Here is a 21,013-nt window from a genome sequence, read left to right as displayed (position 1 = left end):
CGGTAACACTTGTGAGTGTTACCTGAGGTTACCCTTTGGGCTTGCGCGGAATGCCCAGTTTTTGACGGCGCTCCCACAGGCTCTTGCGGCTGATGCCCAGGGTTTTGGCCAGCTCGGTCTCGCTCATCTGGTCCTGGTTTTCCAGCACAAAGCGCTGGAAGTAATCGTCCAGTGACAGGTCCGTTCGCGCCGGGGCTGCAGGGGCGGCATCGGGTACCGGCGATGGAGTGGAGCGGGTCTGCTGATACTGGCTTTCCAGTTCGCTGAGGCTGTGCGGTTCCACGTCGAGCCCCAGCAGCTCGGGCGTGATCTGCTGTCCGTCGGCCAGGATCACGGCGCGTTCAATGGCGTTTTCCAGCTCGCGGACATTGCCGGGCCAGTGGTAACGGCGCAGCAGGTCGAGTGCATCGGGACTGAAGCGCAGTGGCTCGCAGCCCATCTTGCGGCCTTGCTTGTCGAGAAAGGCTTCGGCCAGCTCCAGAATGTCGTTCTCACGCTCGCGCAGCGGCGGCATACGCAGCTCCATCACGTAAAGACGGTAATACAGATCTTCACGGAACTGGCCGGAACGGGCGCGGGACTTGAGATCCCGGTGGGTGGCGGCAATCAGACGCACGTTGACCTTGAGCGGTTGCACCGCGCCAACACGGCGGATCTCGCCTTCCTGCAGGAAGCGCAGCAGGCGTGCCTGGGCTTCCAGCGGCAGTTCGCCGATCTCGTCGAGGAACAGGGTGCCGCCGTCGGCCGCTTCGATCAGGCCGCTGCGGCTGCTGGTGGCGCCGGTAAAGGCGCCCTTCTCGTGGCCGAACAGTTCGGATTCGATCAGGGTTTCCGGGATGGCGGCGCAGTTGACGCAGACCATCGGCTTGCCGGAACGGTCGCTTTGCTCGTGAATGGCGCGGGCAGCCAGCTCCTTGCCGGTGCCGGATTCGCCCAGAATAAGCACGGTTGCGTCGGTGCGGGCTACCTTGGCGATGCGGCGGTACAGCTCCTGCATGGCGTTGCAGGAGCCAAGGATATGGGTCTGGCCGTCGCCGGGTTCGGTCGCTGTGGTGTCGGTGGCCGCCGGTGCCGGGCGCTGTTCCAGAATGCCGGCCACGGTCTTCAGCATCTCGTCGTGGTCGAAGGGCTTGGCAATGTAGTCGATGGCGCCCAGCTTCATGGCATCAACGGCCGAACGCAGGCTGGCATAGCTGGTCATGATCAGCACCGGCACCTGGCCGGCCAGTTCGATCAGGTCGGTGCCGGGGGCGCCAGGCAGACGCAGGTCCGAGATGATCAGGTTGAAACTGTCGAGGGGGTAGCGGCTGGTAGCATCACTGACCGATTCGGCATCACTGACGTCATGCCCGTTCTTTTCCAACAGGCGCTTAAGTGCTGAGCGGATGATGCTTTCATCCTCAACAATCAGAATTCGACTCATCCGGACAAACCTTCTCCATCTGCCTCCGACAGCGCAGACAGCATGCTCTGCTGCAGCCGGGGTAAGGTGATAACGACCCGAGTGCCTTTGTTCTGTTTCTTGTCGGCCGGACTCAAGATTTCGATATTACCATAGTGCTGCGTAATGATGTTGTAGACCAAAGGCAAGCCCAGCCCGGTGCCCTTGCCGGGCTCCTTGGTGGTGAAGAAGGGTTCGAACAGCTGCTCCAGATGCTCGGGGGCAATGCCGGTGCCGGTGTCGGTGATCAGCACGCGGCTGCTGTGCTCATTCTGTTCCGAGGTCAGCCGGATTTCACCGTCGGCGGGTGAGGCGTCGCTGGCGTTGTTAAGCAGGTTGACGAACACCTGTAGCAGCAGCTGCAGGTCGCCCTGAATCATCAGGTCCGGTGCAATGTCGTTGATGAAGCTCTGTTGGCGACTGCGGCTGTCGAGGCTGACCAGGTGAATGGCTTCAGCCGCACAGGCATGTAAGTTGACCGGTTCCAGCGACCCCGGGCCCTCCTGGCGCCCGGTGTGGGCAAAGCGCACCAGTGACTGCACGATACGGGTGATGCGACGGGTCTGATCGACAATCTGGTCGCCGGTGTCTAGCACCTCAGGCAGGTCGGTTTCCAGCTTCAGGTTCTGGGCCAGGCAGGCGATGCCGGTGACCGGGTTACCGATTTCGTGTGCTACCCCGGCGGCAAAGCGGCCGATGGACGCCAGGCGTTCGCTGTGTGCCAGTTTGCGCGCCATCAGCTGGTGCTCGGTTTCTTCCTCGATCAACAACACCATGCCTTGTGCCGAGGGCGTGTCTTCCAGCCAGGCCTTATGCAGGCTGAACCAACGCCGTGCGCCATCCAGTTCGATGCACTGGGCACTCTGGTGCAGCGTATGGGTGCTGGCGAAGGGGACCAGCAGCTCGGTCCAGGGGGCGGGCAGCTGATCCAGTGGCGTGCCCAAGGTGCTGTCGGCACTCAGGCCGGTGTAGCTTTCCAGCTCGGCATTCCAGAACAGGATTTCCCGGTTGGCGTCCAGAGTGCAGACCCCAATCGGCAAGCGTTGCAGTGTGGCACGATGGTAGCGGCGTAATTGGTCCAGCTCGGCCGCGAGCCCCGACAGGCGCTGATCATAGGTTTCAAGCTGCTGTTCCAGCAGATGCACATCCCGCCCTTTGAAGTCATGCCCGGCGGGGGCATCCAATGGCGCCAGCAGGGCGGCGGCCTCCACCGGCCCGAGCAGGCCGGACAGGTTCTGCTCCAGCTGCGAGCGCAGCCGCAGGGTATCCAGCGGTGTCAGCCGTCCGGTCGGCAGTTGCAGTTCGCGCAGGGCGCGGCGCACTTCACGCCGGGCCGGGCGCTCGCCCAGGCGCGGCGTCAACCGGTCGATAAAATCGGCTTCGCTTTGCACCTGGATGCCCTGACCGCTGGGGCGTGGCAAGGCATTGAGCATGCAAGCATCGGCGGCCAGGCGTTCTTCGCGACTGCCGGGAAACAGCATCGAGATGCTGACCAGGGCCAGCGCATTGGCCAGCAGCGACAGCAGCGCCATCGCATAGCCCTGGGACGCCGGCAGACCGGGTGTTTCACCGCTGCCCAGCAGGCCCATCATCGGCAGCAGCAGGCCCAGCCCCCAGACGCTGAAACCGGCCAGGATACCGGCCAGAAAACCGTGACGGCTGGCACCAGGCCAGTACAGGGTGGCCAGTACACCGGGCAGGAACTGCAGAAAAGCGATAAAGGCCAGCAAGCCGAGCTGGTTCAGATCGAAGCGATGACCAATGAATTGAAAGAACAGAAAGCTGCCCAGCAGCACGCCGAGGATGATCAGGCGGCGGATCCACAGCAGCCAGGCGTAGAAGCGCACGTTGTCCGGCACCCGCACCAGTGGCAGCACCACGTGGTTCTGCAGCATGGATGCCAGGGCAACGGTGGCGACAATAATGATGCCGCTGGCGGCCGACAATCCGCCGATAAACGCCAGCACACCCAGCCAGGGCAGTTTCAATGCCTGCCCCAGCTGCAGCACCATGTACTCTGGGTTGCTGATGGCGTCGCTTTTGACCGCCGCCCATAGAATGGGTGGTACACACAGAGCCAGCAGCAGCAGGAACAGAGGCACGCCCCAGCTGGCGCGATACAGGCTTTCGGTGGGCAGGTTTTCGGTAAAGGCGATATGGAACATGTGCGGCATGACAAAGGCGCAGGCAAAGAAGGCCAGCAGCAGTATCTGCCAGTGATCGGTATCCGGCGCCCGCTGCAGTGGTTCCAGGGCGGTCGGATTGGCCGCCAGCCAGTCGATCAGGCCGGATGGGCCGCCCAGTACGGCAAACAGGGCATAACCGGCGATGGTCAGCAGAGCGACCAGCTTCACCAGCGATTCGGTGGCAATAGCAAACAGCAGACCCTGATGGCTGTTGCGTACCGAGGCGTGGCGGGCTCCGAACAGCAGTGTGAACAGGGCGATTACGGTACAGAACCCGGCGGCGGCCTGGGTCGATGAGATCTGTTGGTTCAGCATCGGCAGCGAGTCGGCCAGGGCCTGAATCTGGATCGAAATCAGCGGCAGGCTGATGAACAGGGTCAACAGGGTGGTCAGCGTACCGACGCGCCCGCTGCGAAAGCGGAAGGCAAAGAGGTCGGCCAGAGAGCTGAGCTGGTGGCGCCGGGTAATGCGCAAAATGGGGACCATGATCAGAGGGGCCAGCATGAAGGCTGCCGAGGCCCCCAGATAGGAAATCAGATAGGCATAGCCGGACGCGTAGGCGACGCCAAAGATGCCGTAAAAGGTCCAGGCGCTGGCAAAAACACCCAAGGCCAGCACATGCACCAGCGGGTGGCGTACCAGCCGTTCCGGCAGGCGCTTGCGCTCGCTCAGCCAGGCGGCACCAAACAGGGACAGCAGGTAGCCGCAGCCCAGCAGTGTCAGGGTGGTCAAATCAAAGTTCATGGTGACGGTGGCGCCATTCAGCGGCCGCTGTGATCAGAATCAGCAGCGCCCAAACAATAAAGGGAAGCAGCCAGTGCCGGTTGGTAAACAGCAGCTGTTCGACCAGCGACGGCATCAACAGCAGGGCGCCCAGTGCCAGCAACAGTAGCAGGCGCCGGTGCATCAATACACCTGCCCGGGAAGGTGTTTGGCGGCGGGCAGGCTGAGAACGGCCGGTATGGCCGCCGGGTTCCAGTTCAGGCAGCCCCAGTCGAGCAGCTCGGTGAGTGTGGCATCCGCCAGGTCAGGGCTCGGCCCTTGGCCCAGCAGGCTCAGGGCCTGGCGCAGCAGGGTCAGGCGGTCCTGTGGATCAATGGCCGGTGCCAAGTTCTGCTTGCTCAGTTTCTGGCCGTTGGCATGGGTGATGACCGGGATATGGGCGTAGTCGGGCGGTGGGTAGCCCAGCTGTTGTTGCAGTTCCAGCTGATGCGGCGTTTCGTCGATCAGATCACTGCCGCGCAGGATATCGGTGATGCCCTGGTCGGCGTCATCCACGACCACCGCCAGCTGATAGGCAAAGAGCCCGTCGCGGCGGAAGACCACAAAATCACCCTGATGGCCGTGCCAGTGGTAGTCGCGTCGGCCCTGGATCCGGTCGTTGAAGTGTTGCCTCGGCTGCAGGTGGCGTACCCGGTAGGCCACGTTGGCCAAGGCCGGTGGCGGCTGATGCAGACAGTGGCCGTCATAGCCTTGAACGCCACGGGCACGGAGCTGCTTGCGGCTGCAGTTGCAGGGGTAGGCGGTGCCTTGATCGATCAGGACCTGTAGCGCCTCCTGGTAGAGATCATGGCGTTGGCTCTGGTATACAACTTCGCCGTCCCAGTGCAGGCCGAAAGCCTCCAGGGTGCGCAGGATGTGGTCGGCAGCGCCGGGCTGTTCCCGGGGCGGATCGAGGTCCTCCACGCGGACCTTCCAGAATCCGTTACGGCTGCGAATATCCAGATAGCTGGCCAGTGCTGCCAGCAGGGAACCAAAGTGGAGAGGGCCGGTGGGCGAGGGCGCAAAGCGTCCAATACAGGGCATAATGGGCACTCACAGCTGAATCGCCCCGGAACCGACGGCTCCGGGGCACGTCCGCTTAGCGGCCGAGCTGTTTTTCCTTGATCTCGGCCAGCGTCTTACAGTCGATGCACAGGGTGGCGGTCGGACGGGCTTCCAGGCGGCGAATGCCGATTTCGACACCGCAGGCCTCACAGAAGCCGTAGTCGTCTTCGTCGATGCTTTCGATCGCTTCGTCGATCTTGCGGATCAGCTTGCGCTCACGATCACGGGTGCGCAGTTCCAGGCTGAACTCTTCCTCCTGGCTGGCGCGGTCACTGGGATCCGCAAAGTTGGACGCTTCTTCCTTCAGGTGGGTAATGGTGCTGTCCACCTCTTCCATCAGTTCGCGTTTCCAGCCAAGCAGAATCTTGCGGAAATGCTCTCTCTGCGCTTCATTCATGTACTCCTCACCGGTATCCAGCGGATAGGGTTCGAAATGCATGAACTGGGTATCTTTGGTTTTTGGCATTGGCGCAGCCTCACGTCATTGGGGGCTCAGACCTGTTCAAGCCCGATTGCTCCGGCCCGGCGCCCCTGATATGGGAACACTAGGGTGTTTTGAAAGCCGGTGAAAGTACCAGAAGCCCAGAGTTTAGGCTAGACCTCTTTGGCCTTTTTGCCAGCCGTTTGATGTCATGCAGACGCGGTGCGGGCGTGTGCCGCGACCAAAGTAGAACCGGCTGCGAGCATGCTCGATCGTACCCTCATGATCGATTCTGCTGCAGGTAGACGACTCCCTGCTCGACCCGGCACGGCAGGGGGGACAGCTGCTCGCCGGGGCAGGGGCCAGCCACGCAGACCCCATCCTCGACCCCGAACAAGGCACCGTGGGTGGCGCATTGAATGAACTGCTTTTCGTCATCGAGAAACTGATTCGGTTGCCACTCCAGGCGGATGCCTCGGTGGGGGCAGTTGTTGTGCCAGGCCAGCACGCGCGCGCCACGCTTAAACACGACCACGGCGCTGCCGTCGGCCAGTTCGAAGCTCTGGCCTTCGACGGGATCGAGCTCATCAACATGGCACAGGCGAATATTCGGCATCTTATTCCTCCAGCAGGCGCTGGGCGCGCAGTTGGGCCATCAGCTGCTCGATGGCTTCGTCATCGCGGGTATCGACCGGCAGGGTGATCAGTTGTTCGTCGCTGCTCAACGGCTGCATGACGCTCATCTGTTCACGCATCACGTCCACATCGGCATCGGACGGGTCGAGGCCTTCTTGCTGGCGTCGCTTGAGCCGGGCCTCGATCAGGTTCTGCTCGCAATGGCAGCTGATGATGCGTACCGGTACGTCCAGCAGGGCTGCCAGCTCTGCATAGGCATTGCGGGTGCGCTGGTGGATGAAGGTGGCGTCCACCACCACGGAGTAACCGGCCTTGAGCATCAGGCGGGTGGTGTCCAACAGGTGCTGGAAGGTGCGGCTGTTCATCTCGGCGCCATACAGCTGCAGCGAATTACCCTGCAGGCTCAGTTCGCGGTACAGCCGCTTGCGCTCCACGTCGGAACGGATGCGGATCACACCCACGGCTTCAGCAAGGCGCTCGCTGAGATAGCTCTTGCCGCTGCCGCTGACGCCGTGCATCAGGAACACGGCGGGGGTGCGCGGGCGGCAGTAGTGCTCGGTCAGCTTGAGGTAATGACGACAGGTGGGCACATCCGGGTTGGGGCCTAGCATGGCCACCTTGGCACGGACCATGGAACGGTAGGCCTTGTAGAAATTGAGCAACGGCAGCGCACCATAGTCGCCGGTCAGCTCCAGGTAGCGGTTGAGGCAACGGTTGGCCCAGCGGAATTGCTGGTTGGCTTCCAGATCCATCAGCAGGAACGCCAGGTCGGAAATGGTGTCGATCCAGCGAAATTCCAGATTGAATTCGATGCAGTCGAACAGACGCAGTTCGTCATGGAACAGGTTGACGTTGGCCAGGTGCAGGTCGCCATGGCATTCACGGACTCGACCGTTGCGCTTGCGCTGGCGCATCAGGCCTTCCAGTGCACGGAAATTTTCTGCTGTGCGCGCCGACAGCTGCTGCAGCAGGGCCCAGTCTTCGGCACCCAGGTGGTCTGGCGGAATATAGCGGTAGTTGTCCGCGACCACTTCCCATAGCGTATCCGGCTCGCCCCAGGGGCTGTCCTGAGCAACGATGGGGATGCGCTGGTGGAAGGCAGCAATCTGTTCAGCCAGCAGGTCGATCCACTCGGGCTTGAACAGGTGGCGCTCAAGCAGGCGGTCAAGGCGCAGTTCAGGATCGAACTGGTACATTTTGACGGCATATTCGATGATGCCGTCCTCTGCGCCCAGTTCAGGGGCCTCGCTGTGGCCGCCGATCGGTACCAGGCCGATATAGATGTCCGGTGCCAGGCGTTGGTTCAGTCGCACCTCTTCCTCACAGCAGTGGCGGCGCTGTTCCAGCGTGGTGAAATCCAGGAAACCGAAATTCACCGGTTTCTTAACCTTGTAGGCGAACTCGCCGGTCAGCAGAATCCAGGAAATATGGGTTTCAATGACGTCGATGTCGGTCACGGCGTGTGGATAACAGGCCGGGTCGCGCAATGATTCGATCAGTTTGGGTAACATGAGGCTCCAGCTGTTGTCAGCGATGGCATGAGATTATACTGACCCGATGAGTAAAAAGAGAACTCCCCCTGCCAAGAGGCGCAAATCGCGCCGTTCCCGCAAACCTTCCCGCTTGGGTCGCCTGCTGCGCTGGCTATTGAAGCTGGGGCTGGTGATGAGCGTCATTGCCGGTGTCGGTCTGATCTACCTGGACGCTCAGGTGCGCACCAAATTCGAGGGCAAGCGCTGGGCCGTGCCGGCGAAGGTCTACGCCCGACCGCTGGAGCTCTATCCCGGCCAGACCCTGAGCATGGCTGACCTGAAGCAGGAATTGAAGAGCCTCAACTACCGCTTCGTGCGCCGGGCCGAGCAGCCGGGTGCTGTGGAGTGGGCCAGCAGCCGTACGCGCATTCAGACTCGGGGTTTCAATTTCCCGGACGGTGCCGAACCGGCCCGCAATCTGCTGCTGAGCTTTTCCGGTGACCGGCTCGAGAGCATCCGGGATGCCCAGGGGCAGAACTTGCCGCTGGTACGGTTGGAACCGATGCTGATCGGCGGCATCTACCCCAAGTCCAATGAAGACCGCGACCTGATCAAGCTGGAAGAGGCGCCGCCCTATCTGGCGCAGGCGCTGGTGACCGTGGAGGACCGCGCTTTCTATGACCACTGGGGCGTTTCCTTCAAGGGTATCGCCCGTGCCATGTGGGTCAACGTGCGTGCCGGACGTTTCGTGCAGGGCGGCAGCACTCTGACCCAACAGTTGATCAAGAACTTTTACCTGACCTCCGATCGTACCCTGAGCCGCAAGCTGCTGGAGCTGCCGATGGCGATGCTGCTGGAGCTGCACTACGACAAAGACGAGATACTGGAAGCCTACCTGAACGAGGTCTATCTGGGACAGTCCGGCAGCCGTGCCATCCACGGCTTCGGTCTGGCCAGTCAATACTATTTTGCCCGTCCGGTACAGGAGTTGGAGCTGCATCAGGTCGCGCTGCTGGCCGGCATGGTCAAGGGGCCGTCCTGGTATGACCCGCGCCGCCATCCCGAGCGTGCCATGGAGCGCCGCAACCTGGTACTGAGGATGCTGCATGAGCAGGGCCATATCACGGAAGCAGACTACACGGCCGCGCGTGAGCGCACTTTGGGCGTGGTCAAGCAGCGCAGTCTGCACAAGGGCGCGTTTCCGGCTTATTTGGACCTGGTCAAGCGTCAGCTGCGTGAAGAATACCGCGATGAAGATCTGAGCACCGAAGGTCTGCGCGTCTTTACGGCTCTGGACCCGCTGGCGCAGACCCATGCTGAAGCGGCGCTGGAGAGCAGCGTGAAGCGGCTGGAGCAGCGCTATGGCCAGCGAGCCAACAACCTGGAAGCCAGCATGGTGGTGACCGATCCACAGACCGGCGAGGTGCTGGCGTTGATCGGGGGCCGCGATACCCGTTACCAAGGGTTCAACCGTGCCCTGGATGCACTACGCCCTGTCGGCTCTCTTGTCAAACCTGCGGTCTACCTGGCGGCCCTGGAGCAGGGCTACACCCTCAACGCCATGCTTGAAGACGAGCCGTTGAGCGTCAAGCTGCCGGACGGTTCGACCTGGGAGCCGCAGAATTTCGACCGGCGCAGTCACGGTCTGGTGCCGCTGCATCGTTCACTGGCGCTGTCCTACAACCAGTCCACGGCGCGATTGGGCATGGACGTGGGCGTCGAGCGGGTAATCGACATGCTGGAGCGGCTTGGGGCCGAACGCGAGCTCAAGCCTTATCCATCCCTGTTGTTGGGGGCACAGGCCCTGTCACCACTGGAGCTGGCCAGCATCTACCAGACCATCGCCGCCAATGGATTCCGCATGCCACTGCGGGTCATTCGACGGGTGACCGATGCCGAAGGTGAAGAGTTGTCACGCTATCCCTTTACCCTGAAGCAGCAGGTCAAGCCCGAGGTGGTGCACTTGTTGCAGTACGCGTTACAGGAAGTCGGCCGGGAAGGTACAGCGCGCAGTGCTTATCGCACGCTGCCGCAAAACCTGAATCTGGCCGGCAAGACGGGGACTTCCAATGATCAGCGTGACAGCTGGTTTGCCGGTTATACCGGCGACCGTCTGGCGGTGGTTTGGCTGGGGCGTGATGATAACTCCCAGTTGCCCTTTACCGGTGCCAGCGGTGCGCTGCGAGTATGGACCGAGTTCATGCGCCGTGAGCAGCCGCAACCCTTTGTGGCCACACGCCCGGCCGGTATCGAGTATGTCTGGGTGGATGAAGCCACGGGACTGCGTTCGGATGCGCGCTGCGAGGGCTCGCGACAGCTGCCGTTCCTGACCGGCACGGCGCCGACGGACAAGGTCGATTGTGGTCTGGATACCCCAGTGCGGCGTTCGCTGGACTGGTTCCGTAACTGGTTCAACTGATATTAGAAGGATGCTATGAAAAAGGTTTATCTGATTACGGCACTGACGCTGGCCATGACCGGCTGTGCCGGCACCAGCCCCTATGATTACAAGGCACCGGTCGAGGAGCGGGGGCGCACGGATGCACCCCGGGCGCCGGGTACGGTGGTGCCGGCCGAACCGGCGCCGGGCGTGAAGGTGACGCCGATCGAAACGGCACCGGTCATTCGTGCCCAGCGTGGTGCCGAAGATACCCCGGCGCCAGTACCACAGGCTCCGGTGACGGTGCGTCAGCCGCAGAGCCCGGCGGTGGTTGCATTGCTGGACTCGGCACGTCGTGATACCGGCAGTGGCAACCTGCGTACGGCACAGAGTCGACTGGAGCGGGCCTTGCGCATTGCGCCGCGAGACCCCGAAGTCTATTTCCAGCTGGCGGATGTGCAGCGACGTCAGGGGCAGTTTCTTCAGGCCGAGCAGGTCGCGCTAAAAGGCGTCAGTGTCGCCTCGGGTCAAGCCGGTGCGCTGCGTCGCCTGTGGCTGTTGGTCGCGGATATTCGAGCCGAGGCGGGAAATGCGGCGGGCGCCAGGCAGGCCCGCCAGAAGGCCGCGGCTTATTGAGCCGCTGTCGGTTTCGGTGTCTGTTGCTGCAGGCCCCAACAGAGCAGCAGCAGGCTGACCGCCTGGGCCAGCAGGCGCGCACTTTCAGGCAGCTCGGCCACCATCAGCGCCGGCGCGCTGAGGCTGACCAGCAGCAGTGGTGCGGACAGGGCGGTCGCCAGGCGTGCCAGCAGGCGCTGTTGACGCCAGGCGGTTAGCAGCAGGGCGGCGGCCAGTGCAAAGCTGAGCCACAGGGTGTAGTCCTCGCCCCGTCCCATGCGGCGAAACAGCTCAAACAGTGCAAACAGGGCCAGCAGCCAGCGGCCCCATCCAGCTCGTGACCAGTACCAGCCCATGGCCTGTGCCAGCGTAGCCGTGACCAGCAGTGGCAAGCCGGCATACAGTGCCAGGTTGTCCAGCAGGCGCTGTAGGGTTGCAACATCCTGGTTCTGCGGCGTCAGCAGCAATTGTCCCATGGCCGCCAGCGTGATGAAGACCAGGCTCAGGCAACCCACCTGCAGCTGTGAGCGTGGGGCCTCGGGCTGGGTGTCCGCGTGGCGGAACAGCAGCATGGCCGCCCCGAGGGCGGCCGCGAGCAGCAGACCTTGTCCGAGCATGCCCGCTTACTCCGCCAGCGTGGCAAACACCCGATCCGCGGCGGCCAGCGTGGCATCCAGTTCCGCTTCGGTGTGGGCGTTGGAGATGAAGCCGGCCTCGAAGGCGGACGGTGCCAGGTAAATGCCTTCATCCAGCATGCCGTGGAAGAAGCGGCCGAAACGCTCGGTGTCACAGGCCGTGGCATCGGCAAAGCTGCTGACCAGCGGTTGCTCGGTAAAGAAGATGCCGAACATGCCGCCCACGCAACTGGTGGTGAAGGGAATACCGTGTTTGCTGGCCAGGGCTTCCAGGCCTTGGGTCAGGTACTCGGTCTTGGCGCTCAGGGCTTCGTGGATGCCTTCGGCCTTGAGCGCCTTGAGCATGGTCAGGCCGGCGGCCATGGCCAGCGGGTTGCCGGACAGGGTCCCGGCCTGGTAGACCGGGCCCAGCGGCGCGATGTGTTCCATGATTTCGCGCTTGCCGCCGAAGGCGCCCACCGGCAGACCGCCACCGATCACCTTGCCCAGCGTGGTCAGGTCGGGTTTGACGTTGAATTTCTCCTGGGCACCGCCCAGGGCCACGCGGAAGCCGGTCATCACTTCGTCGAAGATCAGCACGCTGCCGTATTGGTCGCAGACCTCGCGCAGGCCTTCCAGGAAGCCTTCCTTGGGCAGGATGCAGTTCATGTTACCGGCCACCGGCTCGACGATGATGCAGGCCACCTGGTGACCGATCTCGGCAAAGGCTTGGCGCACGTTGTCGATGTCGTTGAAGTTCAGGGTAATGGTGTGCTCAGCCAGCGCCGCCGGAACCCCCGGCGAGTTGGGTTCGCCCAAGGTCAGAGCACCGGAGCCGGCCTTTACCAGCAGGGAGTCGGAGTGGCCGTGGTAGCAGCCCTCGAACTTGACGATCTTGTCACGGCCGGTGAAGCCGCGGGCCAGGCGAATGGCGCTCATGGTGGCTTCGGTGCCGGAGCTGACCATGCGCACCATCTCCATGGAGGGCACCAGCTCGCAAACCAGATCGGCCATTTCGGTTTCGATGGCGGTCGGCGCGCCAAAGCCCAGACCGTTGTCCAGTGCCTCGCGCACGGCGTTGATCACCGGCGGGTAGGAGTGGCCCAGCAGCATGGGACCCCAGGAGCCGATGTAGTCGATGTAGCGGCGATCATCTTCATCGAACAGGAAGGGACCTTCGCCACGCTTGAAGAAGATCGGGGTGCCGCCAACGCCCTTGAAGGCGCGCACCGGTGAATTGACGCCGCCCGGGATGTGGGCCTGTGCGGCCTGGAACAGGGATTCTGAACGTGACATTGGACACTTCCTTTATCTTCAAACGAATGAGTTACGAAACGTGAAACGGTTGGGTCAGACGCTCGGCCTGTTGCTGAATATCCTCAGCGGCAAACAGTGCATTGACCACGGCTATCAGATCCGCGCCCGCTGCAACGACCCGGGCAACATTATCCATGCTGATCCCGCCGATCGCCACCACCGGCACGTTGAGCCGGGCGCGGGCTTCCTGTAGCAGTGCCAGCGGCGCCAGTTCAGCCTCGGGCTTGGTGCGCGAGGCAAAGAAGGCCCCGAAGGCGACATGATCGGCGCCGGCTTGAATGGCGCGCTGGGCCAGATCGATACGGTCGTGGCAGGTCTGGCCGATCAGTGCCGCTGGGCCCAGGCGGTCGCGTGCGGCGGCCACGCTGCCGTCCTGCTGACCCAGATGAACGCCATCGGCACCGCTGGCATGAGCCAGCTCCACGTCATCGTTGATTAGCAGCGGGCAGTCATACTGTCGGCACAGGTCACGCAATGCCAGTGCCTGGCGCAGACGGCGAGCGTCATCGGTGGACTTGTCGCGGTACTGCAGCAGGCGCATGCCGCCGCGCAGGGCCGCTTCCACCCGCTCCAGCATAAGGGTATCGGTGGGCATCAGGGTGGCATCGGTGAGGCCATAAAGGCCATGCAATCGGGTCATGTCAGGCTCTGTTTCTGATGGTAGTAGTCTTCGATCTGCTGGCGGCTGATCAGGCCCATGGGTTCTTCCCGGTTGCTGACCACCAGCAGGTACTGCAGCTGTTGTTGCTGCATGCGCTCCAGTGCCTCCTTGAGAGTGGCGCGGTAGAGCAAAGGTTCAACGTCGATCCGTTGAGCTGGAATGCTGAGCAGGTCGATGTCGTCGCCAGAGTCCACTTCGGGCGCCAAGCTGTCCAGGTACTGGCGCAGATCGGTCGGGGGCAGCAGGAACCGGCGTGGTGTACTGTCTACCAGAATCCAGTAGGGCGCGGCATCCAGTAGCGCACGTGCCGCCGTGCGGTTCAGACTCGCCGGTGCCTGGCAGAGGTCGCGCTGCATCAGACTGCCCACCGCTGCCCGTGACAGCACCTGTGCCAGCGGTGCCTGGCGCAGATCCAGGCCTTGCTGCTGCAGGGAGGCGTGAAAGATGGAGGGCAGGCCGAAACCGAAGCGGGTGGTCAGATTGGCTACCAGAATGGCCAGCATGCCGGGGAGGATGATGCCGGTGTTGTGGGTCAGCTCCAGCAGTGCCAGCAGGGCAGCCAGTGGCGCATTGAGCAGGGCGGCCATCATCGCGCCCATGCCGATCATGGCATACAAGCCGGTATGCGGCTGGCCGGTCAGCCAGGCGCCGACACCGCCAAGCAGAGCACCGGCGACGGCGCCGATGAACAGGGCTGGCGCGATCAGGCCGGCGGGAATGCCCAGCGCAATGATCACGGGGGTCAGCAGGCACTTGGCCAATAGCAGGCCGAGCAGGAACAGCAGCGGGGCCGGGCCGTGAAACAGGGCTTCGATGGTGTCGTAGCCGCTGCCCATCACTTCCGGCCAGTAGGCGGCCACGGCGCCGGTCAGTCCGCCGGCCAATAAAAAGCGCACGCTGAAATGCCAGTGACGCAGGCGGAAGGTCAGCAGTTGCAGGTGATGAAATCCGGCGGCCAACAGTCCGGTCAGCAGCCCCAGCAGTACGACCAGTGGCAGCCCGGTCAGCTCGCCGATGCTGGCCTCCGGCGCATTGAAGACGATCGCCTCGCCCACCGTGGCCCTTACCACCACGTCGGCCACCACGGCTGCCACCATAATAGGCAGGAAACCGATCAGGGTATATTCGAGCAGAACCACTTCCATGGCGAAGATCACCCCGGCCAGCGGGGTGTTGAAGACCGCCGCGATCCCGGCCGCCGTGCCGCAGCCGACCAGCAGCCGCAGGGAGTTGTTGGGCAGGTGCATGCGCTGGCCGATCAGGCTGCTGGCGGCGGCGCCGATATGGACGGCGGGGCCCTCGCGGCCCACCGAGTGACCGCTGCCCAGGGCAATCAGCGCGGACAGGCCCTGGATCAGCATGTTCAGACCCGGCATGCGCCCCTGCTGATTGTTGAGGCGTTCCAGCAGGTGGACGATCCCGACCGAACGGGCATGCGCGGGGATGACCAGAAACAGCAGGATCAGCATCAGGCTGCCGCCGACCGGCCACAGTAGACGCTCCTGCGTCGACAGGTTCTCAAAGCGTTCGGCACCGCCGGGCAGCAGCTCGAACTGCAGCAGGGTATCAAGATGACGAAACAGGCTGATCAGACCGCCTGCCGCGAGGCCGGACAGTACCCCCAGCACAACCAGCTGCGGCAGGGCGTCGGCGTGGGCCAGACGTTGGCGGAAATGTTCCAGTGAAAGCAGTCGGTGTGGCATGATGGTGGCTTCAGGGGATCATGGTCATCTGCTGAACAGCTGAGTATTATACCCTAACAGTTTTTGCGTACTGATGAGAGGTTGATGTGGTCAAGGTAGGAATCGTCGGTGGCACCGGCTACACCGGTGTAGAATTGTTGCGTCTTCTGGCAAACCATCCACAGGCTCAGGTCGAGGTTATCACCTCGCGATCCGAGGAGGGTATCCAGGTCGCGGACATGTTCCCCAACCTGCGTGGCCACTACGACCTCGCATTTACCGTGCCTGATGTGGACCGTTTGGCCGCTTGTGATGTGGTGTTCTTTGCCACGCCGCATGGTGTGGCCATGAGCATGGCACCTGAGCTGGTTGCGCGTGGCGTGCGTATCATTGACCTGGGGGCTGATTTCCGCATCAAGGATATCGAGCTCTGGGAGAAATGGTACGGCCTGGAACACACTTGCCCGGACCTGGCTCAGCAGGCGGTCTATGGTCTGCCTGAAGTCAACCGCGATGCGATTCGTGAAGGTCAGCTGATCGGTTGTGCCGGCTGTTACCCGACGGCCGTTCAGCTGGGCTTCCGTCCGCTGCTGGAAAAGGGCCTGATCGATCACCGTCGTCTGATTGCCGACTGCAAGTCCGGTGTTACCGGGGCCGGTCGTGGTGCCAATGTAGCCATGCTACAGGCGGAATCCAGCGAAAGCGTCAAAGCTTACGGCGTGCCGGGCCATCGTCATCTGCCGGAAATCAAGCAGGGCCTGAGCAGCATGGCCGGTCGTCCGGTTGGCCTGACGTTCGCACCGCACCTGATGCCGATGATCCGTGGCATTCATGCCACCCTGTACTCGGTGCTCAAGGATCCGGTCGGACCGGATCTCCAGACGCTGTTCGAAGAGTTCTACCGTGATGAGCCGTTCGTGGATGTGATGCCGGCCGGTGCTCACCCGGAAACCCGCAGCGTCAAGGGCTCTAATATGTGTCGCATCAGTGTGCACCAGCCGCAGGGTGAAGATACGGTGGTGGTGCTGTCGGCCATCGATAACCTGGTCAAGGGGGCGTCCGGTCAGGCGGTACAGGTCATGAACATCATGTTCGATCTGCCGGAGACCACTGGTCTGCAACAGGTCGCCCTGATGCCCTGATCGGTCAATACTTGACTGAAATACTAGGGTTAGGCAGAATGCGCTGTATCCAAGAGGGTTAAGTGTAACTATGAGCGATACTGCACAAGCGGCCGAACTGGTCTTTACCGATGCGGCGGTCAACAAAGTGAAGTCACTGCTGGAAGAAGAGCAGAACAACAACCTCAAACTGCGGGTGTATATCACCGGCGGCGGTTGTGCCGGCTTTTCCTACGGCTTCACGTTTGATGAAAACATGGCTGACGACGACGCAGCTGTTGAACGTGATGGCGTGACCCTGGTGGTCGACCCCATGAGCTACCAGTACCTGGCGGGTTCTGAAGTCGACTATAAGGAAGGCCTGCAGGGCTCCCAGTTCGTGATCAACAACCCCAACGCGACCACAACCTGCGGTTGCGGGTCATCGTTCTCGATCTGATCGCTGTCATACTGTTGCGCAAACGCCGGCTTGATGCCGGCGTTTCTGTTTTTGGGTCGCGCTCAGGGATAGTGGATGGCGCCGAGAATGCGGTCTCCCCGTGCACCGGTCACCGCCGCCAGGCTTGAAGGTTGGCGCGATAGGGTGCGCATGGCAAACCAGGCAAAGGCAGCGGCTTCGACCCAATCGGGTTCCAAACCTCCGGCGGCTGACGTTGTCAGACGCGCCTGTGGCAAGTGCAATTGCAGGCGTTGCTGCAGCTGCCGATTGTGGCTGCCACCGCCGCACAATAGCAGTTCGGGTCGGGACAGCGCATGATGTTGAATCGCTCGGGTCAGTGACAGGGCGGTCAACTCCAGCAGGGTGGTCTGTACGTCGACCGAGGCCACCGGTTCCGCCAATTGCTGCAGCTGGTCATCCAGCCAGGGCAGATCAAACTGCTCGCGTCCGGTGCTTTTCGGCGGGGTACGGGCAAAGTAGGGATGGCGGAGCAGCTGCTCCAACAGACCGGCATGCACCCGTCCACTGGCGGCCCACTGGCCGTCCGCATCATAGGCGAGTCCCCGGTGGCGCCGAATCCAGGCATCCATCAGCACATTGCCCGGTCCGGTGTCATAGCCCAGCACCGGTCGCTCCCGGTCACCGGGCAGCAGGGTGATGTTGGCCATGCCCCCCAGATTGGCCAGAACCCGGTCCTGCCCCTCTTGACGAAACAGCGCCTGGTGAAAGGCCGGAACCAGAGGGGCCCCCTGGCCACCGGCGGCCAGATCGCGGCGCCGAAAGTCGGCCACGGTGGTGATACCAGTGTATTCGGCCAGTGTTGCCGGGTCGCCGATTTGCAAGCTGAAGCCCAGCTCCGGCCGGTGGCGGATGGTCTGGCCATGGCTGCCGATGGCGCGTATTTGTTCAGGCAGCAGACCGCTGTTGTCAAGCAGGCCCTGTACGGCTTCGGCAAACACGCGGCCCAGGGCAATGTCCAGTTGCCCCAGTCGGTCGATCTCATCGCTGCCGCTGTGGTTCAGTTGCAGAATCAGCTGGCGCAGGTCCGCGGGTAGCGGATGGGTGTGGCTGGCGTGCAGGCAGAAAGTCGGTTCGAAGCTGACGGCGACGGCGTCAATGCCATCCAGGCTGGTCCCGGACATCAGGCCGATGTAACAGTCACTCATCCCTATTCTCCTGTTCGGTCATGGCCAGTCGGGTGCCGGAGGCGGCGTCCAGTGCTGCAAGCAGCGTCCGTGCCTGGGTCGCAAAGGCTTCGCGTTGCGGGCCCGGAACCGGTTCGGCCGCAGGCAGGTCCACGGTCAGCGGGTTCTGGTGTACGTTGTCGATGCGGAATTCATAATGCAGGTGCGGCCCCGTTGCCAGTCCGGAGGCACCGACGTAGCCGATGATCTCTCCCTGCTTGACCTTGTCCCCCTTGTGTTGCCCTTTTTGATAGCGACTCATATGTGCATACAGAGTGGTCATGTTGCTGCCGTGCTGCAGCATGAGGGTACGGCCGTAGCCGCCCTTGGTGCCGCGCCAGATGATTTTGCCATCTCCGGCCGCCCGAATCGGAGTGCCGGTGGCAGCGGCATAGTCCACGCCACGGTGCGGTCGGCGCTTGCCCAATACCGGGTGGTAACGTTCCGGCTTGAAGCGCGAACTGATGCGGCGAAAGTCCACCGGAGAGCGCAGGAATGCCTTGCGCATGCTGCGGCCATCCGGCGAAAAATAATCGCTGTCGCCGTTCGGGCCGGTGAAGCGCACGGCCTGGTGACGTATGCCTTGATTGATGAATTCGGCAGCCAGGATGCGGCTGCGGTCCAGCGGCTTATCATCCAGGTAGTCCTGTTCATAAAGTACGCGGAAGCTGTCACCTGCTCGCAGGTCGAGGGCAAAGTCGATGTCCCAGCCGAAAATCTCAGCCAGCTGCATGATGGTTCGCTGCGGCAGGCCTGCGGCGGATGCATCCGCGAATAGTGAGGACTGGATTTGACCTTCGGCATAGCGCTGACGCGCTTGTGGCTGGCGCACGATATCCCGTGCCTGGTAACCGAGGTCAGTCAACTCGACCAGGGTGCTTTCCAGAGGCGTACGTACATGCCTGAGCTTGCGTAGCACGCCGTCTTCGATCAGAAAGGCAAAGGTCTGCCCCGGGCACAGATGGTGAAAGGCGTTCTGCCCGGTGGTGGCCTGAGAGATGCGGTACACCTCGCGTGGCCCCAGTCCAGCACGTTTGAACAGGCGAGTCAGGTTGTCACCGGACTTAACCGGGTATTCCACCCAGTTCTCGATGCGCTCCGGCACAGGTGTCACCGTATGGATGCTTGCCTCCGGGGGGGTATCGGTTAAGAGGTTGGTCGTTTGCGCTGGTAGAGGAATGCGCTCGGTCGAGGTGGCAATAGCTTCATGGGGTGTGGAAATGGCCGCGCCCGTTTCCGGCAGGGCAGTGCGGGGCGCAGGCGCTGGCCAGAACGCGAGCGCGGCCAGACTCGCCAGGGCAATGCTGCCGGCCGCCAGACGATGAAGACGTGGCAGGGTACGAAACTTGTCAATCAGGGGTGTCACGGTGATACCTGTGTCAGAAGGTGAAAATAGCCCTTGAGTGATGGAGTATATCGAAACGCAGGGCGGGCCGGAGCCCCGGGAAGTGGTGGCCGAGGCCGGGTTTGTTCAGGATCAAGTGAAGGTTTAGAATGCTGCATCGGCTTACTTTAACTCAATAGAGAGATTCCGGCGGTATGAACGCAAACAGTTTGATCGAAGATCTTAAGGCCCGAGGTCTTATCGCACAGATGACGCATGAAGAGGAACTGGCTGAGCACCTGGCTCAGGGGCCGGTGACCCTCTATTGCGGCTTCGATCCGACTGCCGACAGCCTGCACCTGGGGCACCTGGTGCCGCTGTTGATGCTGAAGCGTTTCCAGGATGCCGGCCATCGCCCGATTGCGCTGGTCGGTGGCGCAACCGGCCTGATCGGGGACCCCAGCTTCAAGGACCAGGAACGTCAGCTCAACTCAGAAGAGGTTGTGCAGCAGTGGAGTGAATGTCTCAAGGCACAGATCAGTCGCTTTATCACCTTCGATGGCGAAGGCGGTGCGATTCTGGCCAACAACTATGACTGGACTGCCAATGTCGATGTGCTCAGTTTCCTGCGTGACATTGGCAAGCACTTTACCGTTAACAAGATGATTGCCAAGGAGTCGGTCAAGCAGCGTATCGAACGTGAAGGCTCGGGTCTTTCGTTTACCGAATTCACCTATCAGATTCTGCAGTCCTACGATTTCCAGCAACTGAACAGCAAGTACGGCTGCACTATGCAGATCGGCGGCTCTGATCAGTGGGGCAACATCGTTGGGGGGATCGAGCTGACCCGTCGCGTCAACGGTGCTGCAACACATGCACTGACGCTGCCGCTGATCACCAAGTCGGACGGTACCAAGTTCGGCAAGACTGAGGGCGGTGCGGTATGGCTCGATGCGAAGAAGACGTCGCCGTATGCTTTCTATCAGTTCTGGCTGCAGACCCCGGATGCAGACGTGTACCGCTTCATGAAGTTCTTTACCTTCCTGCCGGTCAGTGAGATCGATGCCATTGAAGCGGCTGACCGTGAACGTGCGGGTCGTCCGGAAGCGCAGCGTATTCTGGCTGAACAGATGACGGCGTTGGTACACGGTGAGGCTGCACTACAGGCGGCCCGCCGTATTACCGATGCGTTGTTCTCGGGTGATCTGTCCGAACTGAGTGCGGACGATTATGCTCAGTTGGAGCAGGATGGCCTGCCCGCTACTCAGGTGCCGGCCGAACTGGCAGACCTGCCGTTGACCACCCTGTTCACGGATGCGGGGCTGGCGACGTCCGGCAAGCAGGTCAAGGATGCGTTGCAGCGCAATGCCGTCATGGTCAATGACCAAGCGTGCGGTATGGAGCAGAACATGAATGCCGCGCAGTTGTTTGCACCTGAGGCGGCCCGCTTCGGCAAGTACTTCCTGGTAAAGCTGGGCAAGAAGAAACATCACCTGTTCTACCTGGTGTAAACACAGCCCATTCGGTGTGAAACAGGCGCCCCTGGTCTCAGGGGCGCCTGTTTGCGTTAAGGGGCGGTGGTTTTGGCGTGCGATCGCTTTTTTGAAACTTTTACGCGCACGGGTGTTGACTCTGCATCGGGGATGCGTAGAATACGCCTCCTCGCTTGAGACGACAGGGTTCGCGAAACACT

The 21,013-nt window shown here is 62.1% G+C and carries 18 protein-coding genes; 5 read left to right on the top strand and 13 right to left on the bottom strand.

What is annotated here, in order from left to right:
* Positions 1-28: 28 nt before the first annotated feature.
* From KTN04_RS12750 to KTN04_RS12720, 7 genes are all read right to left on the bottom strand, one after another.
* A complete protein-coding gene (locus tag KTN04_RS12750) occupies positions 29-1,423 on the bottom strand; it encodes a sigma-54-dependent transcriptional regulator (protein ID WP_217335618.1) in 1,395 nt (464 codons plus the stop codon).
* Positions 1,420-4,371 (bottom strand): ATP-binding protein, encoded by a 2,952-nt coding sequence (locus KTN04_RS12745; RefSeq protein WP_217335617.1) that lies wholly within the window; start codon positions 4,369-4,371, stop codon positions 1,420-1,422. The genes KTN04_RS12750 and KTN04_RS12745 overlap by 4 nt, the downstream gene beginning before the upstream one ends.
* Positions 4,361-4,534 carry a hypothetical protein gene (locus KTN04_RS12740; RefSeq protein ID WP_217335616.1) on the bottom strand — a complete coding sequence of 58 codons (174 nt, stop codon included), beginning with the start codon at positions 4,532-4,534 and terminating at the stop codon, positions 4,361-4,363. The genes KTN04_RS12745 and KTN04_RS12740 overlap by 11 nt, the downstream gene beginning before the upstream one ends.
* A complete protein-coding gene (gluQRS, locus tag KTN04_RS12735; RefSeq protein ID WP_217335615.1) occupies positions 4,534-5,433 on the bottom strand; it encodes a tRNA glutamyl-Q(34) synthetase GluQRS in 900 nt (299 codons plus the stop codon). Before gluQRS ends, KTN04_RS12740 begins: the two co-directional genes overlap by 1 nt.
* Before the next feature lie 55 nt (positions 5,434-5,488).
* Positions 5,489-5,920 (bottom strand): RNA polymerase-binding protein DksA, encoded by a 432-nt coding sequence (gene dksA, locus KTN04_RS12730; RefSeq protein ID WP_217335614.1) that lies wholly within the window; start codon positions 5,918-5,920, stop codon positions 5,489-5,491.
* A gap of 235 nt (positions 5,921-6,155) precedes the next feature.
* Positions 6,156-6,491 (bottom strand): Rieske (2Fe-2S) protein, encoded by a 336-nt coding sequence (locus tag KTN04_RS12725; protein WP_217335613.1) that lies wholly within the window; start codon positions 6,489-6,491, stop codon positions 6,156-6,158.
* Position 6,492: 1 nt separating this feature from the next.
* Positions 6,493-8,022 carry a bifunctional aminoglycoside phosphotransferase/ATP-binding protein gene (locus KTN04_RS12720; RefSeq protein WP_217335612.1) on the bottom strand — a complete coding sequence of 510 codons (1,530 nt, stop codon included), beginning with the start codon at positions 8,020-8,022 and terminating at the stop codon, positions 6,493-6,495.
* A gap of 112 nt (positions 8,023-8,134) precedes the next feature.
* On the opposite strand from KTN04_RS12720, the gene mrcB reads away from it, so the two are divergent.
* Together mrcB and KTN04_RS12710 are read left to right on the top strand one after the other, a co-directional pair.
* Entirely contained in the window at positions 8,135-10,402 is a 2,268-nt protein-coding gene (mrcB, locus tag KTN04_RS12715) for a penicillin-binding protein 1B (protein WP_254262540.1), read from the top strand.
* Positions 10,403-10,417: 15 nt separating this feature from the next.
* Positions 10,418-10,999 carry a tetratricopeptide repeat protein gene (locus KTN04_RS12710; protein WP_217335610.1) on the top strand — a complete coding sequence of 194 codons (582 nt, stop codon included), beginning with the start codon at positions 10,418-10,420 and terminating at the stop codon, positions 10,997-10,999.
* On the opposite strand, the gene KTN04_RS12705 is transcribed toward KTN04_RS12710, so the two are convergent.
* From KTN04_RS12705 to KTN04_RS12690, 4 genes are read right to left on the bottom strand one after another with little or no spacing between them, the layout of a single operon-like run.
* The gene (locus KTN04_RS12705) at positions 10,993-11,595 is read right to left on the bottom strand and encodes a hypothetical protein (protein WP_217335609.1); all 603 of its coding nucleotides are present in this window, start codon (positions 11,593-11,595) and stop codon (positions 10,993-10,995) included. The genes KTN04_RS12710 and KTN04_RS12705 overlap by 7 nt on opposite strands.
* 6 nt (positions 11,596-11,601) lie before the next feature.
* Positions 11,602-12,888 carry a glutamate-1-semialdehyde 2,1-aminomutase gene (gene hemL / locus KTN04_RS12700; RefSeq protein WP_217335608.1) on the bottom strand — a complete coding sequence of 429 codons (1,287 nt, stop codon included), beginning with the start codon at positions 12,886-12,888 and terminating at the stop codon, positions 11,602-11,604.
* A 31-nt stretch (positions 12,889-12,919) separates the two neighbouring features.
* Complete coding sequence (gene thiE / locus KTN04_RS12695; protein WP_217335607.1) at positions 12,920-13,549, bottom strand: thiamine phosphate synthase; 630 nt, start codon at positions 13,547-13,549, stop codon at positions 12,920-12,922.
* A complete protein-coding gene (locus KTN04_RS12690) occupies positions 13,546-15,273 on the bottom strand; it encodes a chloride channel protein (RefSeq protein WP_217335606.1) in 1,728 nt (575 codons plus the stop codon). Before KTN04_RS12690 ends, thiE begins: the two co-directional genes overlap by 4 nt.
* 86 nt (positions 15,274-15,359) lie before the next feature.
* Here KTN04_RS12690 and argC point away from each other — a divergent pair, with 86 nt between their 5' ends.
* Positions 15,360-16,394, top strand: a complete 1,035-nt coding sequence (argC, locus tag KTN04_RS12685) for an N-acetyl-gamma-glutamyl-phosphate reductase (protein ID WP_217335605.1) — start codon at positions 15,360-15,362, stop codon at positions 16,392-16,394.
* A gap of 70 nt (positions 16,395-16,464) precedes the next feature.
* Positions 16,465-16,812, top strand: coding sequence for an iron-sulfur cluster insertion protein ErpA (erpA, locus tag KTN04_RS12680; RefSeq protein WP_217335604.1), 348 nt, complete (start codon positions 16,465-16,467; stop codon positions 16,810-16,812).
* 62 nt (positions 16,813-16,874) lie between these two features.
* On the opposite strand, the gene KTN04_RS12675 is transcribed toward erpA, so the two are convergent.
* Both KTN04_RS12675 and KTN04_RS12670 read right to left on the bottom strand, forming a co-directional pair.
* The gene (locus KTN04_RS12675) at positions 16,875-17,978 is read right to left on the bottom strand and encodes an anhydro-N-acetylmuramic acid kinase (protein ID WP_217335603.1); all 1,104 of its coding nucleotides are present in this window, start codon (positions 17,976-17,978) and stop codon (positions 16,875-16,877) included.
* Complete coding sequence (locus tag KTN04_RS12670; RefSeq protein ID WP_217335602.1) at positions 17,971-19,362, bottom strand: OapA family protein; 1,392 nt, start codon at positions 19,360-19,362, stop codon at positions 17,971-17,973. Before KTN04_RS12670 ends, KTN04_RS12675 begins: the two co-directional genes overlap by 8 nt.
* A gap of 173 nt (positions 19,363-19,535) precedes the next feature.
* Between KTN04_RS12670 and tyrS the strand changes: the two genes are divergently transcribed.
* Positions 19,536-20,831, top strand: a complete 1,296-nt coding sequence (tyrS, locus tag KTN04_RS12665; RefSeq protein WP_217335601.1) for a tyrosine--tRNA ligase — start codon at positions 19,536-19,538, stop codon at positions 20,829-20,831.
* The last annotated feature ends 182 nt before the right edge of the window (positions 20,832-21,013 follow it).

Source organism: Marinobacterium weihaiense (assembly GCF_019061305.1).
Lineage (GTDB): Bacteria > Pseudomonadota > Gammaproteobacteria > Pseudomonadales > Balneatricaceae > Marinobacterium > Marinobacterium weihaiense.
This window is presented reverse-complemented; position numbering and strand designations above follow the sequence as displayed.

Bases quoted from the DNA above. Each gene is read 5' to 3' on its own strand.
- tyrS (WP_217335601.1), top strand. From the start codon at position 19,536: ATGAACGCAAACAGTTTGATCGAAGATCTTAAGGCCCGAGGTCTTATC.
- thiE (WP_217335607.1), bottom strand. From the start codon at position 13,549: ATGACCCGATTGCATGGCCTTTATGGCCTCACCGATGCCACCCTGATG.
- KTN04_RS12720 (WP_217335612.1), bottom strand. From the start codon at position 8,022: ATGTTACCCAAACTGATCGAATCATTGCGCGACCCGGCCTGTTATCCA.
- KTN04_RS12710 (WP_217335610.1), top strand. From the start codon at position 10,418: ATGAAAAAGGTTTATCTGATTACGGCACTGACGCTGGCCATGACCGGC.
- gluQRS (WP_217335615.1), bottom strand. From the start codon at position 5,433: ATGCCCTGTATTGGACGCTTTGCGCCCTCGCCCACCGGCCCTCTCCAC.
- dksA (WP_217335614.1), bottom strand. From the start codon at position 5,920: ATGCCAAAAACCAAAGATACCCAGTTCATGCATTTCGAACCCTATCCG.
- KTN04_RS12745 (WP_217335617.1), bottom strand. From the start codon at position 4,371: ATGAACTTTGATTTGACCACCCTGACACTGCTGGGCTGCGGCTACCTG.
- KTN04_RS12740 (WP_217335616.1), bottom strand. From the start codon at position 4,534: ATGCACCGGCGCCTGCTACTGTTGCTGGCACTGGGCGCCCTGCTGTTG.
- erpA (WP_217335604.1), top strand. From the start codon at position 16,465: ATGAGCGATACTGCACAAGCGGCCGAACTGGTCTTTACCGATGCGGCG.
- KTN04_RS12725 (WP_217335613.1), bottom strand. From the start codon at position 6,491: ATGCCGAATATTCGCCTGTGCCATGTTGATGAGCTCGATCCCGTCGAA.
- hemL (WP_217335608.1), bottom strand. From the start codon at position 12,888: ATGTCACGTTCAGAATCCCTGTTCCAGGCCGCACAGGCCCACATCCCG.
- KTN04_RS12750 (WP_217335618.1), bottom strand. From the start codon at position 1,423: ATGAGTCGAATTCTGATTGTTGAGGATGAAAGCATCATCCGCTCAGCA.
- KTN04_RS12705 (WP_217335609.1), bottom strand. From the start codon at position 11,595: ATGCTCGGACAAGGTCTGCTGCTCGCGGCCGCCCTCGGGGCGGCCATG.
- KTN04_RS12675 (WP_217335603.1), bottom strand. From the start codon at position 17,978: ATGAGTGACTGTTACATCGGCCTGATGTCCGGGACCAGCCTGGATGGC.
- KTN04_RS12690 (WP_217335606.1), bottom strand. From the start codon at position 15,273: ATGCCACACCGACTGCTTTCACTGGAACATTTCCGCCAACGTCTGGCC.